This is a genomic window from Niallia sp. FSL W8-0951, from assembly GCF_038006525.1.
GTDB lineage: Bacteria > Bacillota > Bacilli > Bacillales > Cytobacillaceae > Niallia > Niallia circulans.
In genome coordinates, this window is sequence record NZ_JBBOVK010000001.1 from 1,857,443 (window position 1) to 1,876,090 (window position 18,648).

The 18,648-nt window shown below is 35.9% G+C and carries 16 protein-coding genes; 1 reads left to right on the forward strand and 15 read right to left on the reverse strand.

What is annotated here, in order from left to right:
- The first annotated feature begins 21 nt into the window (after positions 1-21).
- Entirely contained in the window at positions 22-2,733 is a 2,712-nt protein-coding gene (locus tag NSS71_RS09290) for a PBP1A family penicillin-binding protein (RefSeq protein WP_341117889.1), read from the forward strand.
- 173 nt (positions 2,734-2,906) lie between these two features.
- Here NSS71_RS09290 and NSS71_RS09295 read toward each other — a convergent pair whose 3' ends face one another.
- From NSS71_RS09295 to mgsA, 15 genes are all read right to left on the reverse strand, one after another.
- Positions 2,907-3,422, reverse strand: a complete 516-nt coding sequence (locus NSS71_RS09295) for a YpoC family protein (protein ID WP_053215562.1) — start codon at positions 3,420-3,422, stop codon at positions 2,907-2,909.
- Entirely contained in the window at positions 3,422-4,078 is a 657-nt protein-coding gene (gene nth / locus NSS71_RS09300) for an endonuclease III (RefSeq protein ID WP_047940395.1), read from the reverse strand. Before nth ends, NSS71_RS09295 begins: the two co-directional genes overlap by 1 nt.
- Before the next feature lie 283 nt (positions 4,079-4,361).
- Positions 4,362-5,072 carry a DnaD domain-containing protein gene (locus tag NSS71_RS09305; RefSeq protein ID WP_251687730.1) on the reverse strand — a complete coding sequence of 237 codons (711 nt, stop codon included), beginning with the start codon at positions 5,070-5,072 and terminating at the stop codon, positions 4,362-4,364.
- Positions 5,073-5,262: 190 nt separating this feature from the next.
- Entirely contained in the window at positions 5,263-6,558 is a 1,296-nt protein-coding gene (gene asnS / locus NSS71_RS09310; RefSeq protein WP_047940393.1) for an asparagine--tRNA ligase, read from the reverse strand.
- Positions 6,559-6,904: 346 nt separating this feature from the next.
- The gene (locus NSS71_RS09315; RefSeq protein WP_047940392.1) at positions 6,905-8,104 is read right to left on the reverse strand and encodes a pyridoxal phosphate-dependent aminotransferase; all 1,200 of its coding nucleotides are present in this window, start codon (positions 8,102-8,104) and stop codon (positions 6,905-6,907) included.
- A 22-nt stretch (positions 8,105-8,126) separates the two neighbouring features.
- Positions 8,127-8,600 carry a cell wall elongation regulator TseB-like domain-containing protein gene (locus NSS71_RS09320; RefSeq protein WP_047940391.1) on the reverse strand — a complete coding sequence of 158 codons (474 nt, stop codon included), beginning with the start codon at positions 8,598-8,600 and terminating at the stop codon, positions 8,127-8,129.
- A gap of 216 nt (positions 8,601-8,816) precedes the next feature.
- Positions 8,817-11,597 (reverse strand): ATP-dependent DNA helicase DinG, encoded by a 2,781-nt coding sequence (gene dinG / locus NSS71_RS09325; RefSeq protein WP_341151597.1) that lies wholly within the window; start codon positions 11,595-11,597, stop codon positions 8,817-8,819.
- A gap of 244 nt (positions 11,598-11,841) precedes the next feature.
- Complete coding sequence (panD, locus tag NSS71_RS09330) at positions 11,842-12,225, reverse strand: aspartate 1-decarboxylase (protein WP_341151598.1); 384 nt, start codon at positions 12,223-12,225, stop codon at positions 11,842-11,844.
- 29 nt (positions 12,226-12,254) lie between these two features.
- Entirely contained in the window at positions 12,255-13,115 is an 861-nt protein-coding gene (gene panC, locus NSS71_RS09335; protein WP_341151599.1) for a pantoate--beta-alanine ligase, read from the reverse strand.
- A complete protein-coding gene (panB, locus tag NSS71_RS09340; RefSeq protein ID WP_047940387.1) occupies positions 13,112-13,951 on the reverse strand; it encodes a 3-methyl-2-oxobutanoate hydroxymethyltransferase in 840 nt (279 codons plus the stop codon). Before panB ends, panC begins: the two co-directional genes overlap by 4 nt.
- A gap of 239 nt (positions 13,952-14,190) precedes the next feature.
- Positions 14,191-15,174: a biotin--[acetyl-CoA-carboxylase] ligase gene (locus tag NSS71_RS09345; RefSeq protein ID WP_095322309.1), complete on the reverse strand. Its 984-nt coding sequence runs from the start codon at positions 15,172-15,174 to the stop codon at positions 14,191-14,193.
- The gene (locus NSS71_RS09350; RefSeq protein WP_095322310.1) at positions 15,159-16,364 is read right to left on the reverse strand and encodes a CCA tRNA nucleotidyltransferase; all 1,206 of its coding nucleotides are present in this window, start codon (positions 16,362-16,364) and stop codon (positions 15,159-15,161) included. The genes NSS71_RS09345 and NSS71_RS09350 overlap by 16 nt, the downstream gene beginning before the upstream one ends.
- Positions 16,348-17,502 carry an N-acetyl-alpha-D-glucosaminyl L-malate synthase BshA gene (bshA, locus tag NSS71_RS09355; protein WP_095259092.1) on the reverse strand — a complete coding sequence of 385 codons (1,155 nt, stop codon included), beginning with the start codon at positions 17,500-17,502 and terminating at the stop codon, positions 16,348-16,350. Before bshA ends, NSS71_RS09350 begins: the two co-directional genes overlap by 17 nt.
- Positions 17,499-18,212, reverse strand: coding sequence for a bacillithiol biosynthesis deacetylase BshB1 (bshB1, locus tag NSS71_RS09360; RefSeq protein ID WP_047940688.1), 714 nt, complete (start codon positions 18,210-18,212; stop codon positions 17,499-17,501). The genes bshA and bshB1 overlap by 4 nt, the downstream gene beginning before the upstream one ends.
- A complete protein-coding gene (gene mgsA / locus NSS71_RS09365) occupies positions 18,202-18,648 on the reverse strand; it encodes a methylglyoxal synthase (protein ID WP_047940383.1) in 447 nt (148 codons plus the stop codon). The genes bshB1 and mgsA overlap by 11 nt, the downstream gene beginning before the upstream one ends.

Consider the following 18,648-nt stretch of genomic DNA (forward strand, 5'->3'; position numbering starts at 1 on the left):
GAAAGAAAGGTAGGAATAATTATGACAGATAAATATCAAACGCGAGAGGAGCGCCGTAAACAACTTGAAGCCTCTAAGAAAAAAGCTCCTAAAAAAGCAAAGAAAAAAAGCGGCAAGAATTTGTTTAAGCGCGTTCTGCTTATTTTATTAACAATCGGCATTATCGGCATTATTGCCGGTGGTGTGACCTTTGCTATTATGGTAAAAGACGCACCTGAATTAAATCCAGAGACATTAAAGGATCCTATTTCTTCTACTATCTATGACAAAAACAATGATGAAATAGCCAAAGTAGGTGCCGTAAACCGAGACTATGTAAACTATGAAGATATTCCTGATTTAGTGAAAGATGCGTTTATCGCAACCGAGGATTCGCGATTTTTTAAGCATCATGGAATTGATCCTATTCGCCTAGGCGGAGCTGTTATTGCAAACTTCCGAGATGGGTTTGGTTCTGAAGGAGCAAGTACGATTACACAACAAGTAGTGAAAAACTTCTTCTTTAACCAGCCGCAAAAAACATTAAGCCGAAAAGCACAAGAAGCATGGCTGGCTCTTGAATTAGAACGGAAATACTCAAAAGAAGAAATATTTGAAATGTATGTCAATAAAATCTTTATGTCTGAAAATATGAGCGGCGTGAAAACCGCAGCCAGAGTCTATTTTGATAAAAGCTTAGATGAATTAACCTTACCTGAGGCTGCCCTCTTAGCAGGAATGCCACAGGCGCCAAATGCGTATAATCCGTTTAATAATCCGGAAAGAGCAGAGAAAAGACGTAATATCGTCTTATCTTTAATGCACCAGCATGGCTATATTTCTAAAGCGGAAATGGAAAAAGCTCAAAAGACTTCTGTGGAAGATACATTAGTGGCAAAAGAAAAACGTAAATCAAATGACTTGCCATTTGATCCATTTATAAAACAAGTTATTGCCGAAATTGAGAAAAAATATCCGGATGTTAATGTATTTACAGATGGATTAGAAATTTATACAACAATGGATCAGAAAGCTCAGGAATATGTGGAAAAATTAATGTATGAAGGAGAAATCGTTCCTTTCCCTGACAAAGATTTCCAAGCTGGAATTACATTGTTGGATACAAAAACAGGCGGTATTTTAGCACTTGGCGGAGATCGTGATCCTGAAGTAAAGCTAGGCACAAACTATGCAACAGATATGAAGCGCCAGCCAGGATCAACAGCTAAGCCAATCTTAGATTATGGTCCAGCAATTGAACATTTAAAATGGGGTACTTATCAAACAATCGTAGATGAACGCAGTACCTATTCAGACGGAACACCGATAAGCAACTGGGATAACAGCTATAAAGGCTCTATGACTATGCGAAAAGCGTTAGAAATGTCAAGAAATATCCCTGCTCTTAAAGCATTCCAAGCTGTTGGTGCTGAAAATGCTAAAGAATTTGCCGTGAATCTTGGTATCCCGCTTGAGGAAGCATATGAATCATATGCAATCGGAGCGTTTGAAGCTAGCACACTAGAAATGGCTGGAGCTTATAGCGCCTTTGGTAATGAAGGAGTATATAATGCACCTCATGCTGTGCGATCCTTTAAATTAAAAGATGGTACAAAGATAAATATGGAACCTAAATCAAAAGTTGTCATGCAGGATTATACAGCATTCCTTATATCTGATATGCTAAAAGGCGTTCTTACAAGCAGCGATGGAACAGGAAAACTTGCAAATATTCCTGGATTGCCTGTTGCTGGTAAAACAGGAACAACCAACTATTCACAAGAAGAACGAACTAAATGGGGCATAACGAATTCTAAAAGTGTTCCTGACGCCTGGTTCGCTGGTTACACAACGAATTTCACCATGGCTGTATGGACCGGATATACGGAACGAAAAAATCCACTCACGCCTGGTGCTAATCAGAAAGTTGCCCAACAAATTTTCAAAGCTGTCATGGGACATATTTCTGAAGGGGTAGAAACAGCGGATTTCAAGAAACCAGATAGTGTGGAAACCGTTAAAATTGAGAAAGGAACCTATCCGGCGCGGTTAGCAAGTTCCTATACACCAAGTAGTCAAATACTGACCGAATATGCGGTAAAAGGAAATATTCTTAATGAGGTATCACAGAAATATAATAAACCAGATGCACCAAATGGAGTAAAAGCTAGTTATAATGAAAACAGTGATGAAATTGACTTATCTTGGAATTATGGCAAAAAAGATGGCATTAAATTTGATGTCAGCGTCAGTGTAGATGGTGGAGCTAGTGAGCAATTAACTGTCACTTCTGACACAAGTTTAAAAATCGCTAAACCTACTCCTGGCAGCACCTATAACTTCGCCGTAAAAGCAATTAAAGGTGATCAAGAAAGTGATCCTGCGTCTGCTAGTATTACTGTACCAGAAAAAATTGAGGAACAGCCGCCAGAGGAACCGAATGAGACAATAGATGACGAGGATAAGCAAGACGATCCTAACGGCGAAGATTCTGAGGACAATCAAGATAATGGCGACAATGATGACTCAGACAATGGGGATGAAAATCACAACGATCAAGATAACAACAATGGCAATAACAATGGTAATAATGGCGAGAACAACAATGGCAATAACAATAACAATAACAATAATGATAATAACAATACTGGTAACAATAATACTGGACAAAATAATCATCCTAATAGTAATGAACCTAACCAGAACCAGAACCAGAACCGTAATAGAGAACAAAATCAAAATGATTCTCAATAAAACGAACTTCCAACAGCGGGGACTTCCCTCCCCCTGTTAAATAATTAGTTAAATTAACCTGACCTCTTTTATTAATGAATAAAAAACCCAACCAATTATACAAAGTTATCACCTCCGTATAATTGGTTGGGGTTTTTTTGATAGAACATTTATGTTCCAGCTTTTTCTACTATTTAATTGCTTCTCTTTAATCTTACTAATTTAATCGCAAACTGTTTTTCTAATTCTTTATATAGCTCATCCAGCTGTTTAAAGGAATGATAACCATTTAATCTTTTTAATATAAACTGAAGTCGATCTTCTAAATTGAAAGGTTTTACTTCTAAACTAGGATCTACTAAACCATTTTTAAATGTGACCGGTTTTTCGTTAACCCAATATAAACATTCTAAAAAGTATTCCACTCCAATCGTTAGTCCTTGTTGAAGCCTATTAGAATCTCTTTCTTTCACAAATAATTGTATTTCCTGTTTAAGCTGTCTCCACTTATCAAAAACCAATTTTACACACTCAGAAAAGTTTGCTTTGTTCCATGGCTGATAAACTACCTTATTATGATAGTAATTAGCCTCATGCAAAAAAGCTGGCATTAGTTCAAAGCTATCCGGAGCGATACTAGGAAATTGCTTTACAGCTGGGAACGGTCCATATATAAGCTCAGGTGGTGCATCTAATTGATTGTTAGCCATTAGACTATCCCCTTCGTCTTCATTCTCTTTTTCCCTTCTCGGCACAATGCTAGTAGTGGACAAGCCTCGCATTGCGGGTTTTGAGCTTTACAGTGATATCTTCCAAAAAAGATCATACGATGATGCGTTACAGACCATTCCTCTTTGGGAACTTTTTTCATAAGTGTTTTCTCTACTTCTAAAACGGAGTCTTTCCAACGACAAAAACCTAATCGCTTACTAACTCTCTCCACATGTGTATCAACAGCAATAGCGGGAATATTATAAGCGACAGAAACAACGACATTAGCCGTTTTTCTTCCGACACCAGGTAAATTAATCAGTTCATCCCGATCCATTGGTATTTCCCCATTATATTTGTCTAAAACCATTTGGCATAGTTTTTGAATATTTTTGGCTTTATTTCGATATAAGCCGATCGAACGAATATCATTCTGTAATTCTTCTAAGGGAACACTCAAATAATCTTCTGGTGTTTTATATTTTTGAAATAAATTTTTTGTTACCTTATTAACAAGGGCATCGGTACACTGGGCAGATAATGATACGGCAATCACTAATTCAAACGGATTAGAATGAACTAATTCACAATGCGCTTCTGGAAACATCTCTCCCATCGTATCTAGACAATATCTAATTTCATCTTTTTTTAACATGTGATCCTCCGAAATGAATATACTTACTCTCTATAAAAAAAAGGGTCATCCTAAGAATAGTAAGACTAACATCTATCTACCTAAGAAATCTTTCTATTTGATAGATGTTTTAATGAAAGTCTAAACGTTATTCTAGTGACAATCCTAGCTTTCAATGTTGCTTTTTTACACAAGTATGCTACTTTTTATCCTATATTAGGAAGAACAATTAGTACTCAGGAGGAAAGAAAAAAGGAGCCTCCTGCTTATTTTTGCCTATACATCCTTCTTCTCCATCAAAAGATTATTGATCCAACCAATTATAAAATGGCACAGTCTTGTTGTTAGAAGATTCTTCTGATTGTTCTGCTTTATAACCAACAGATTGATGCTGTCTAAACTTTTTCCCATGGCTCTTTGCTTGCTCGATTGTCTTAATTCCGTTCTTTTTCCATTCAAACAAGATTCGGTCAATATAACGAAAATTTAATTTACCTGAAATCACAGCTTCCCTAAGCGCTGCTTTTATAATTACTATTTCATGCTGATCGTCGTCAACCCACATATTTAACGTTTCAATTTCAAAAGGAGACAATGGTCTTCCAAATTCTCTTTCAAAACAAGTATATAAATCTGATTCTTCTTTTTCTATTAAAGCTTCTTCTTCTTTTTTATTATTTAGGAGAAATTGCTCAATTAATTTATTCCAAAGAGGCTCTAATGAATATCTCTCAAATCGGATTCCAGTATCACTATTTCCATCTAATATGTCGATAAAGCCTTTGCGGATAAGTTGACTCAATAATTCATGACATTCATTAATATCTATCGTCATTTGCGCAGCTATTTCTGCAGGGGTCGGAAAATCCTTCCCTCGTTCTAAGTAATAATGTACTTGCAGTAAAAGAACTAATTCTTTTTCATCTATTTTTAAATGTTTGTAATGTGTTAGAAGTGTGGAAGGAATATTTACATTCCCTTCTTGCAGCCATTTTAAAAAAATTGTTTTATTCATAAGGACACCTCTAATTAAGTATATCATGTTGGCAATAAGCATGTAATAATGAAAATCACCCAAACCTAGCAATAGTTAACAAAAAGAAGAAGGGAGAAAACAAGGAATGTTATCAAAGATGAAAACCTCACACTGTGTATTCGCTGTGAGGTCTTCCTCCTAAACTTTCCGTATTTTCTACCCTTGTTGATTAAGGATATAGACGATTTAATAATCTTGGGAATGGAATCGTTTCACGAACATGCTCCACTCCTGTAATCCAAGCAACTGTTCTTTCTAATCCAAGACCAAAACCAGAATGAGGTACTGAACCATATTCTCTTAGTTCTAGATACCATTTGTATGTTTCTGGATCTAGCTGATGCTCTTCTACACGTTTATTTAATAGATCCATATCATGGATACGCTCAGAACCACCAATAATTTCACCATAGCCTTCTGGAGCAATTAAATCTGCGCAAAGGACAACATCTTCTCTTTCAGGGTCTGGCTGCATATAGAAAGGTTTAATTTTAGTTGGATAATGTGTGATAAACACAGGCTTATCAAAACTTTCCGCAATCGCTGTTTCATGCGGAGACCCAAAGTCATCTCCCCATTCGATATCATCAAAGCCTTTTTCATGTAAGAATGTGATTGCATCGTCATAGCTTATTCTAGGGAAAGGAGCAGTGATTTTCTCTAATTTAGAAACATCTCTTCCTAAAGTGTTAAGCTCAAGCTGACAATTTTTCAACACAGATTGAACAACATATGATACGTATTGTTCTTGAACTTCTAAATTCTCATCAAACTCTACAAATGCCATTTCAGGCTCAATCATCCAAAACTCGATTAAATGACGACGAGTTTTAGATTTTTCGGCACGGAATGTAGGGCCAAATGAAAACACCTTTCCTAAAGCCATTGCAGCTGCTTCCATATAAAGTTGTCCACTTTGTGACAGATAAGCATCTTCCTCAAAATACTTAGTTGCAAATAGTTCTGTTGTACCCTCAGGAGCACTTCCTGTCAGAATTGGTGGATCGACTTTTACAAAGCCGTTTTCATTAAAAAATTCATATGTTGCACGAATTATTTCATTTCTTACTTTCATTACTGCATGCTGGCGCTTAGAACGTAACCATAAATGACGATTATCCATCAAGAACTCTGTTCCATGTTCTTTTGGCGTTATCGGGTAATCTGTTGAAGTATGAATCAATTCAATATTTGTTACTAATAACTCATACCCAAACGGAGAACGTTCATCCTTTTGAACAGTACCAGTAACATATACAGATGATTCTTGAGTAATTGATTTAGCTGTTTGGAAAACTTCCTCTGCTACGTCACTTTTGACAATAACTCCTTGTACAAATCCTGATCCGTCGCGAAGTTGTAAAAAGGCAATTTTTCCGCTAGAACGCTTGTTGGCAATCCACGCGCCTACTTTAACCTCTTTATCAACATATTTTGGTAACTCGGCAATAGTTGCTTTAATCACGATTAACTCCTCCAAAAACAAATAAATATATGTACTTAAATAGATACTTCGGTACACCCTATAGAAAAATAAATGGGATTAACGACCGATTGTTTCTACTCTTAGTAGCAGATTTAATAGAAATCATTCTACACCATAAAAAAATATTCTACCAAAACATTATACCTTTACATCTGCAGACAATCAACACTATCGATCACCTTCCAAGATAATATTAGCGTATACAACGACTTTTCTTTTATTTAATCCTACTCCGGTCAATTTCTCTTCAAAAATAAATAACAGAAAAAGAAAGAATGCCCTAAAAGAAATAGTATCTTTGTGGGCATACTCTACTAATAAAACTTTACTTGTTAACGACGATTTTTTTTTCGACAAATTGCTCCATTCGCGTTACTGCTGCTTCTAGTTTTTCAAGTGATGTTGCATAAGATAGTCGGATGTAGCTATCTGCTCCAAATCCTGAACCTGGAACAACTGCTACTAATGCCTCTTCTAATAAAGCTGTTGAAAACTCATCTACAGACTTAAATCCAGTTAATTCTACAGCCTTTTGCACATTAGGGAAAAGATAAAACGCTCCTTGGGGTTTTAGACATGAAAACCCAGGAATATTATTTAATTTTTCATGAATAATATCTAAGCGCTTATTAAATGCTTGACGCATTTCTTCGACTGAATCTTGCGGGCCTGCATATGCTTCTATCGTTGCATACTGAGATGGTGTCGTCGGGTTAGAAGTACTGTGACTCGCTAGATTTGTCATCGCTGTAATAATTTCTTTAGAACCCGCTGCATAGCCAATTCTCCAGCCAGTCATGGAGTGAGATTTTGAAACCCCATTGATAATAATAGTGGCTTTCTTCAGCTCAGGGGATAAAGAAGCAATTGATACATGCTTGTTATCTCCATAAACTAACTTTTCATAAATTTCATCAGATATAATTAAAATATTATGTTCTAGACAAATCTCCCCAATTGCTTTTAATTCTTCTTCTGTATAGATCATTCCAGTTGGATTACTTGGTGAATTGATAATGATTGCTTTCGTTTTGGAAGTAATAGCCTCTTTTAATTGTTCTGGGGTAATCTTAAATTCATTTGATTCATAACCTTTAATAAAAACAGGCTCTCCTTCTGCCAGCTTCACTTGTTCTGGATAACTAACCCAATAAGGCGTAGGGATAATAACTTCGTCCCCTTTGTCCAAAATTACTTGGAACAAAGTATATAATCCATGTTTTGCTCCATTTGTGACGATAATCTGATTTGTTTCATAATCCAGCTGTTGATCTCGCTTTAACTTTGCCGCAATTTCCTTTTTTAATGCTTGTAAACCTGATGCTGGAGTGTATTTTGTATGTCCTTCATTCATGCTTCTAACTGCAGCGTCAATAATATTTTGAGGAGTGTTAAAATCAGGCTCTCCAGCTCCTAAACCGATCACATCATGACCATCTGCTTTTAAACTAGCTGCTTTTGCAGTAATGGCCAAAGTTGTTGATGGAGTTAATGCATTCACTCTTTGTGCTAACTGAATTTTCATTGTTATTTACCACTCCTATTGGTTAATAATTTTCAATTGTTAAAAGAATTTCTCCTGTTTCAAAGTCTATCCAATGATAGTTTATGGAGTCTTTATTTGTATGAGAATAGATCTCCCATACCGGTATGCCATCATACATTCCTAAACGCACATGATTGACTTTTTCTGGCGTCTGCTTCGATAATAATATATTAAGCGCTTCTTGTTTGGTCAGCCCATCTTTTTTCAATTTCTCGGTAACTTTATGGGTTTTTTCATTAATCCAAACAATAATATCCTTATTATCATCGTTTTTACCTTCTAAAATATAATAGGCTTCCTTGCCATTATATAATTGAAAGTTGTCGACTTCTTTCAAATCGACTTCTTTCTTAGCAATATCTTCCGCTACTTCCCTTGCAGATTTAACAGGCTTCATCGCTTGAACATATGTATTAATACTTACAGCTAGTCCAATAAGAACAACAACGACAATTATCCAAATCCATTTCTTCATTTTTCATCACTTCTTTAATACAATATTTTATACATAGGTTATTATAACAGGATTTATAAACAGAAAGAAATAATAATACTAATAATCAGTAGTTTTTTCTAGAAATGACCAGCCTGCATCCACTTCCTTTTCTATTTTTTAACAGAAATTCTGTTCTTTTAAAAGTTGATGTGTATGCAAGCTGCATTAATAAGATAACAGAAGGGTTATCTACTTCTACTTCAGCCACTTTTCAATAAACTCGACCATTTCGGCATTATTTTGCTGCTTAATTGGTACAGCAGGGATAGACTTTAAAAATGTTTCCCCATAAGAAGTGGAAACAATGCGCCGATCAAATACAATTATAAATCCTTTATCTTCTTCTGTACGAACTAATCTTCCGAATCCTTGTTTAAATCGCAAAACTGCCTCTGGAAGACTATTTTCTAAAAACGGATTTCCGCCCTCTTTCTTAATGCGTTCATTTTTCGCTTCTGTTAAAGGATCTTCTGGTGAAGAAAAGGGAAGTCTAACAATAATTAGGCAGGTTAAGTCCTCTCCTGGAATATCAATGCCTTCCCAAAAACTATTTGTTCCCAATAATATCGCCTTATCGTATCGTTGAAAATTACGTGTTAATCTCATTCGGCTTCCATTAGTAATTCCTTGGGCCAAAATAGCATATTCTTCTAGACAGCCACTTTCTTTCATGTAATCATATGTCTTTTTCAGCATATCATTTGCTGTGAAAAGAATAAGCATTCTCCCTTTTGTAGCTTGCGCGATATTAATGATTTGTTCGCCAATAGTCGATACATACTCATTTAATGAGACTGTATTCACTTCGGGTACATCTGTTGGAATAAGCAGCTGTACTTGTTTCTCATACTTAAATGGGGAATCAATTTGAACCTCTAACTGGTTTTTCCCTAGCCCTAAAACTTTCAAATAGTAATCAAATGAATTATTTACAGTTATAGTTGCGGAGGTAAAAACAATACTTTGTTTCTGATTAAAAAAACGATTCTGTAAAGGTTCTGCAACAGAAGATGGCTGTGTATACAAAACAGCATTATTAGGAAAACTTTTCTTATCTGCTTCCAACCAGGCTATATTGTCTCCTTCACGCAAAAACATCTCTCGCAAATGATTAATATATATTTGCCAGTCATTTAATATCGATTCAATTCGTTCAACTACAAGCATTTGCGAAGAGCTAAATTTTCTATTTTGCTCTTTTAATCGAAGCACTTTCTCTCCAAGCGCGTTTCTTCCATCCTTCCATAGAAAAACCATTCTCTCTGCAACGCTTTTGACTGCATTCCAATCTCCTGTTTCGGTTTTCTTTAAACGGTAGCTGCCTTTTCCTTCTTTACTTGACTGATTTGTTTTTTTCACATAACGTAGAACAGCACGAAACAGTTCATCTAATTCTACATGTAACGATAAAATAAATTGATTGAATTCCACTTTTTCCGTTAGAGATAAATCACCTAGCAAATGTTCTAAATGATACATAAGCTGCTTTTGATCTGTCGTCCCAATCGCATTGATACTTAATCGTACGGCTACATATGAAAAGCGGAAACCAAAATGCTTAGTAGCTGTTTTTTCAAAATGATGGCCCTCATCGATAATGGCATAATGATAAGATGGAAGCAAATGTTGATCTGCTGTTAGATCTTTTACAAGCAAAGCATGATTCGTAATAATCATATTAGCCTTTTGAGCAGCATTCCGGGTTCTCCGATAAAAATCCTTCTGGGCCCATTCTTTTGAAATTGGTAATGAAAAATTTCCGTCATTTTTTATTTTTTCCCAATAATTTATTCCACCGCTTGTTAAATTTAATTCATCTTTATCTCCCGTTTCGGTTTCGGTTAACCACACTAAAATCTGCATTTTTGTTAAAACAATATCATAGTTATCCTCTTGCTCCTTTAGAGATATTTCAAATTTATCTAAACTAATATAGTGATTTCTGCCTTTTAAAAGCGTATAAGTAATAGGAAACGGAAGAATTCTTTTAAGCAAAGGCAAGTCTTTATGAAACAGTTGTTCCTGTAACTGAGTTGTAAATGTACTAATAATAACTTGCTCTTTATTCTCTATCGAAAAATAAGCTGCTGGCACTAAATAACCAAGAGACTTTCCGACACCGGTACCAGCTTCAATAAGCCCATGCTGATTACTTGTTAGTGCTTGATGAACGGCATTCATCATTTCTAGCTGTCCTTCTCTTTTTTGATAAAAAGACAAAGTATCTTTCATTCGTTTTTCAACATTATTTACATCAAAAGAAACGGTATAATCTTTACTTTGGCTACTAATCAAATTATTAGGTAATCTTTTAAGTGTTAATCCACGATATACTTCCCAGCTTTCAGGTATATACTCAACTTTTGATTGTTTCTCTTGAAGTAATGTTTGTAAATAAATATCTAAATCGCTTTTTAGCGATGAACTTAGAAATTCTAATTGCTTTGTCGTAACTTGAGGCAGTGCATTCAGTTTCTTTAGCAATAAAAGCAATAGTTCTGCTGTCACATAAGCATCACTATCAGCCTGATGTGGTCTTGTATGGACAATCCCTTCCTGTGCGGCAAGGTCTGTTAATTTATAACTGTCTGCTGTAGGGTATAAAATCCTTGCTAGTTCGACTGTATCAAGGATAGGGCCATAAAATTGTCTACAACCTGCCTGTTCTAGCTCTTCATTTAAAAAAGATAAATCAAATAAAACATTATGTGCAACAAAATAAGCATCTTCTAATAAATGAACAATTTTGTCTGCTATTTCTTCGAAAATTGGTGCTGATTCCACCATTTCATCTGTGATTCCAGTTAATTCTTCAATAAACGGAGTTATCGGCTGAAGAGGATTAAGTAAGGAAGAGTACTCCTCAACAATCTTCCCATTCTCTATAACCACCGCTGCAAACTGTATGATTCGATCCCCTTTTCTCGGAGAATTACCGTTTGTCTCCAAATCAACTACTACAAATTTGTTACTCATTACGTCCACCTCAAACTTTCAGTCAATCAAACGGTATCATAAAAATGAAAAAAGGGAAAGATGTTCCTGCTTTATGTAATGATTCTTTTATTGTGCTTTTTTTTCGTTACTTTTACACTTTAGAGAAAAATAAACGAAAAAAAGGTTGGAACATAAATATTCCAACCAAATAGAAATCCGAATCATATACGTACATATTAAGCAATATTTATATAATTATTTTGGTTTTAAGTTTTTTCTGTTGTTATAGCACTGTTTTCTCTGGTTCTTGCTGAAGAATAGTTGTAATACGATTGTTTTCATCCATAATCGCTACTTTAGGCTTATGCTGGGTAAGCTCTTCATTTGAAACATAACAATAAGAAATGATAATAACAATATCTCCTACTTGAACTAATCTTGCGGCTGCACCGTTTAAACAAATCGCCCCAGTTCCTCTTTCACCAGGGATAATATATGTTTCTAATCTTGCACCATTATTGTTATTTACAATTTGAACTTTTTCATTCGCTACCATTCCAACCGCATCTAAAATATCTTCATCAATTGTAATACTGCCAACATAATTTAAGTTTGCTTCTGTTACAGTAGCTCGATGGATTTTTCCGTTCATCATTATCCGAAACATAAGGATAACCCTCCATTATAGTCATATGTTTATCTAGATGCATTGTCTAATTCAAAAATTATATTGTCTATTAGCCTTGCTTTACTAAATTGGACTGCAATCGCAATAATAATCTTCCCATTTAGCTCCTTTAATGTCTCTAATTGGGGATAGGATAATATCTCAAAGTAGTCAACCTTGCCGCTTGACTCTCTTTCAATGAAAGCAATAATAGAATTTTTTAATGTTTCTCTATCTGCAGTTCCTTTTATTAATTCACTTCTAGCTATACTAAGAGCTTTATATAAAATACCTGCCTCTTGCCTTTCGGTTGGCGTAAGGCGAACATTTCTAGAACTCTTTGCTAAGCCATCTTCTTCTCTTACCGTATTAACCGCAACTAGATTAATAGGAAAATGAAAATCTTCTATTAATCCATCTACCACTGCGACTTGCTGTGCATCTTTTTTACCAAAATAAACATTCGTAGGCTGAACTAAATGAAATAACTTCGTTAATACAGTTGCTACTCCATCAAAATGACCAGGTCTTGACTTACCACATAAACAGTTCGTGCGTTTTTCCACTTTAACAGTCACAGACATTTGCTCTGGATACATTTCTTCCACAGATGGATGAAATAAATAATCTACTCCTTCTTCCATTGCCACTTGTTTATCATGTTCAAAATCTTTTGGATAGGAGGCAAAATCTTCATTTGGCCCAAATTGCAGTGGATTGACAAATACACTCATAATAACAATTTCATTTTGTTCTCTTGCAGCTTTAAGCAGTGCTCGATGTCCTTCATGTAGATACCCCATTGTCGGCACAAAGCCAATGGTTACTTGATTCTTTTGTAACGAAGTAGTTATATCCTGTAATTGCTTCGGATCTGTGAGGATATTCATTGGGTGTTTCCTCCATATAAGCTTTTTATTTCTTCCGCTTTCATCTGAAAGCTATGCTTCATTTCTGGAAAAGCCCCCATTTTCACTTCAGAAATATATTGATCGATTGCAAGAGAAATAGCTTCATTGACATTTGCATATTGTTTTACAAATTTTGCAACTCGATCCACACCATATGTGATCAAATCGTGATAAACAAGAACTTGCCCATCTGTTTCACTTCCAGCTCCGATACCGATTGTAGGAATATCCAGTCTCTTACTCACCTCTTTAGCAACTTGCATCGGCACACACTCCAATACTATCGCAAAAGCTCCTGCCGCTTGGCATTTTAATGCATTATCCATAAGCCGCTTCGCTTCATCCGAACTTTTTCCTTGTACTTTATAACCACCTAATACACCTACTGACTGAGGGGTTAAACCTAAGTGCGCCATCACTGGAATACCGGCATTTGTTAAATAGTTGATTTGTTCAATTACATCGTCTGCGCCTTCCAGTTTTACTGCATTTGCACCTGTTTCTTGGATCAAGCTTGCTGCATTTAATAAAGTATCGCGACGAGATAAATGATAGCTCATAAACGGCATATCAATGACGATAAACGTATCTTCAGCACCGCGTTTAACCGCTTTTCCATGATGAATCATATCATCCATTGTTACTGGAACGGTAGAATTATATCCAAGTACAACCATTCCCAAGGAATCCCCTACCAATATTAAATCTGTTCCTGCTTGTTCAACTAATTTAGCAGAAGGGTAATCATATGCGGTGAGCATCGTAATTTTTTCACCCTTCTGCTTCATTTTGATAAAATCAGTTGTTGCTTTCACTAAGTTTTCCTCCTTTTAAATAGGAAGAGGGAATGGCTTTAAACGAAAAAAAAACCTTCTACAAAGCATAGAAGGATTGTTTTATATGTCTATTTTCATCCCTCTGTCCTTGTCCAATTGTGGATCTAGGCAGATTAAATTATGGTTTATGCACATTCAAACAAACTGGTGCAGTTCATTAAGATACTGCCCGACAAAAGCATTATAACAAATATTTCTCTATCCTGACTATGGGCAAATTACGTTTCCAACAAAATATCCGCAGAGTAAATCGAATGCATAACACCTTGCTCATCTTCAAGTAGCAAAACACCATCTTCTGTAATACCCTTTGCAAGTCCCGCTATGCTTCCATTCAGCGTATTAGCCGTCACTTTTTGTCCTAGACTCACCGAATAGCTTTCCCACAGAAGCTTGATTGGATAAAAACCTTTCTCTAAATAAAGCTGATATAATTTTTCCAGCTGCAGCATGATTCCTTGGATAAGTTCTGCCCGATCCCAGCTCTTTTGTGTTTCTAGATAAATAGAAGTGGCACTTGATTGGAGATCTTTCTCAAAGTCCTCAAGCTGCTGATTCACATTAATTCCTATTCCGATGATCAACGAATGAACTCTATCACTATCTGCTTGCATTTCTGTTAAGATGCCTGTTAGTTTTTTTCCATGCAATAAAAGATCATTTGGCCATTTAATATCTGCTTGCACCCCAGTTACTTCATGAATTCCTTGGACGACTGCAACAGCTGTCAGCAATGTCAGCTGCGGCGCTCTCATTATCGGTATGTTCGGTTTTAAAATAAGACTCATCCATATTCCCTTATATTTAGGTGATTGCCATTTTCTTTCTAACCGTCCTCTGCCCCCTAATTGCTCTTCTGCTATCACTAATGTTCCCTCTTCTGCTCCCTCCAGCGCAAGTTTCTGGGCAATAGTTTGAGTAGAATCCACCGAGTCTTCAAAATGAATATTTCTTCCCATGTACTTCGTATTTAAGCCAAAAAAAATTTTATCCGGCACTATTTTTTCTGGTGAACTGATAATTCGATAGCCTTTTTTGCGGACAGCTTCTAATATAAAGCCATCTTTTCGCAATGACTCAATATGTTTCCAAATGGCTGTTCGCGAACACCCTAAAAGTTCTGCTAGCGATTCACCAGATAAATATTGATCAGGGTTATTAGTAAAGGCTTCAATTAATCCTTTTCTTATATCTGATGACATTGTTTCAGCCACTCCTTTATTAATTGCTTGTCATTAGAAAGCTTTTCTTCTACGACATTCCTTTCCACTAAGGAGAGAACATCTTTTATCCACGGACCAGGTTTTTTTTCTGTCCAGCTTAATAGATCGTTTCCGCCAATTTTAAGTTCTTCCATTGATTTAATCGGCAGCTTCTCATACCTTTCTTCTAGATGAACAATATCTATGTTTACCTCGTTATTTTTTAAAAGTTGATACATTTTTTCCACACTAACCGCAACAGATAATGTAGCAAAATACAGCGCCTGATTAGACCAATTAGTCATCTGTTCTCTTTGCAGCATCCAATATATTAGCTTTTGAATAGTCTTTATTTGCTTGACCGATAACTTCCATGCTCGCAAAAACAATTCTATCTGGTGCTTCTCCTTCCTTCCTAGACATAAAAGTAAAACAGCCCATTTTTCTAGCAATTCAAGCTTGGTCAGCGGTAATTTTGCGAATTTAGAAATCCCTTTTTCTTCTGAGGATAGCATCGGTAAAATTTGATACATCTTAGTTTCTACCATAATTTCTAAAGCTTCCAAACACCATGGACCATGTAATAGTTTTTCAAATTCAGCGGTTATTCTCTCTACCGCTATTTTTGAAAGCAGCTGTCGATTATTTCTAATGCCATTCAGCGTTTCTGTCTCTAGGTGGAAGCCTAAAGTACTCACAAACCGAATTCCTCTCATTATTCTTAACGCGTCTTCTTGAAAACGTTCGTTCGGATTGCCAACTGTTTTAATTTCTTTCTTTTCTAAGGATTCTTTCCCATTGAAATAATCGATGACATGGCCGTTTTTATCCATTGCCATTGCATTAATGGTGAAATCACGGCGTTTTAGATCTTCTTTTAGCTCTCGTACAAAATATACTTGCTCTGGTCTGCGGTAATCTCGATATGTGGATTCTGTTCGAAAAGTTGTTATTTCATATGTATGTTGATCCCATATTACCATCACGGTTCCATGGGCAATCCCCACATCAATAGTGTGAGGAAAGATCGATTTAATTTCTTCCGGCGTTGCGGAAGAAGCGATATCGATATCATGAATTTGCTTATTTAATAAATGGTCGCGAACTGCTCCTCCTACAAAATATGCTTCATAACCCGCTTCCTCGATTTTATTAATAATCGGGAGAGCTTCTTTAAACGGATTTATCATTCATTTCACCAGTTTCTAAAATAGATTTATAAATCTCTATATATTGGTCAACGATGATATCGGCCTTAAAATAATCTCGTACTCTCGAAATCGAACGCTGTGAAAATTGGGCATGCTTTTTTTCATCCGTTAACAGCTTGATCGAATGCTCAGCAATATCTTCTATATCTCCAAGTTCACAAATATAGCCTGTCTCATTTGGAACAATTACCTCGGGAATACCGCCGACATTTGTTCCTATGACGGGAACCCCGCACGCCATCGCTTCTAATGCCACTAAACCGAAGCTTTCTTTTTCCGAAAGAAGCAGCATGAGATCACTTAAAGAATAGAGCTCCTCCAAATTCTCTTGTTTGCCAAGGAATAATACCTTTTGTCTTAATTGGAGCTCATCCACTAATTTGGTCACCTTCGACATTTCCGGTCCATCACCAACAAGCAATAGTTTTGCTGGAATCTGATTTGCGATTTGTTTGAATGCTTGTACAACATCCGTAACTCTTTTCACTCCTCTAAAATTAGAGACATGAATAACAACTTTTTCTGTATCGGAAATTGCCAGTTCTTTTTTCAAATGACTTGCGTCGACTTTACGATAAATTCGCTCATCAATAAAATTATAAACAGGGAGTATTTCTTTGTTTGGCTCAATTACTTCATGAGTTTGTGCGATTAATGAATTAGAAACTGCTGTTACTAGATCTGATTTTTCAATTCCAAAACGTATTCCCGCTGCAAGTGATGGATCATATCCTAGTACTGTTATATCCGTGCCATGAAGCGTTGTAACTATTTTGACGTCCCTGTTGCTCATCTGTTTTGCTAATATAGCACAAACAGCGTGTGGGATTGCATAGTGAACATGCAGCAAGTCTAACTCTTCTCGATTAATGACTTCTGCCATTTTGCTGCTTAATGCTAAATCGTATGGCGGATATTGAAAAACAGCATATTGATTTACTTCCACTTGATGGTAATAAATATTCGGATACATTTTATTTAAACGAAAAGGAATACTGGAAGAAATAAAGTGAATTTCGTGTCCTCTCTCAGCCAGCATCTTTCCTAATTCTGTTGCAATAACCCCTGATCCGCCAACTGTTGGATAACAGGTAATGCCGATTTTTAATTTTTTCATTTGTCTCCACCTAATAAATCTTGATTTAATAATATTGGCTTAGATTTTATAAATCCTTCTGCATAAATCACACCAACTTCTTTGCCAAACAGTTTTTCTCTTGCTTCTATTGTGTCAATATAACCATTTGTTAATGGGGTTTCCACACTGTTTTCGCCTTTAACAAATTGACTTTGATAACAATTTAGACTAGCTTGCTTTTGCTCCATATAATCGCTAATATCAATAACAAAATCAGGTTTATGAAAACCATTTATCATATAATAGTATTGATTCTGTACTTTATGTGCTGATGTATTTCCAACCCGATAGTTTTTTATACCTGCTGAAAAGACTGCTTCCTTCACAATTCTGGTGCAATTTCCATGATCCGGATGTCTATCTTCCCAATAAGGGGAAAACACTAACTTTGGTTTGTATGTACGAATCACTTCCACTACTTTTTTTATAGCATTTTCTTCTAGATATAAACCTCGATCAGGAATCTGCAATGTAATCCTTTCAGCAATCCCCAAGACTTCTCCTGCCTTTTCCGCTTCTTGTTTACGTCTTTGTACTGTGCCATTTGAAGAAAGATTACTTTCTGTTAAATCACAAATTATAATCTTTCTCCCCTGTGCGGCATATTTTGCAATGGTTGCACCCATGCCGATTTCTACATCATCGGCATGAGCACCAAAAGCGAGTATATCTATTTCATCAGTTATCATTGAGTTTTTCTGTGAATTTTTTTGCCACTGGTTCTGTCTTTCCATGAACTATCTTTCTCCAATCTATGTCACCTTGCTCGAGTCCTCGAATTAATACTTCTCCAGTTCCCATATTTGTTGCTAGAGGAACAGAATAAACATCACATAAACGGATTAATGCTGTAACATCAGGTTCATGAGGCTGTGCTGTTAAAGGATCTCTAAAGAAAAAAACCATATCCATATCATTATTAGCAATATACGAGCCAATTTCTTGATCACCGCCGAGTGGTCCTGAATGAAAACGATGTACATCTAACCCTGTTGCTTCTTGAATTCTACCACCTGTTGTTCCAGTTGCGTATAAAGTATGCTTTGCAAATATATTTTTATAAGCAACAACAAAAGCAACCATGTCATTTTTCTTTTTATCATGAGCAATTAAAGCAATGTTCAT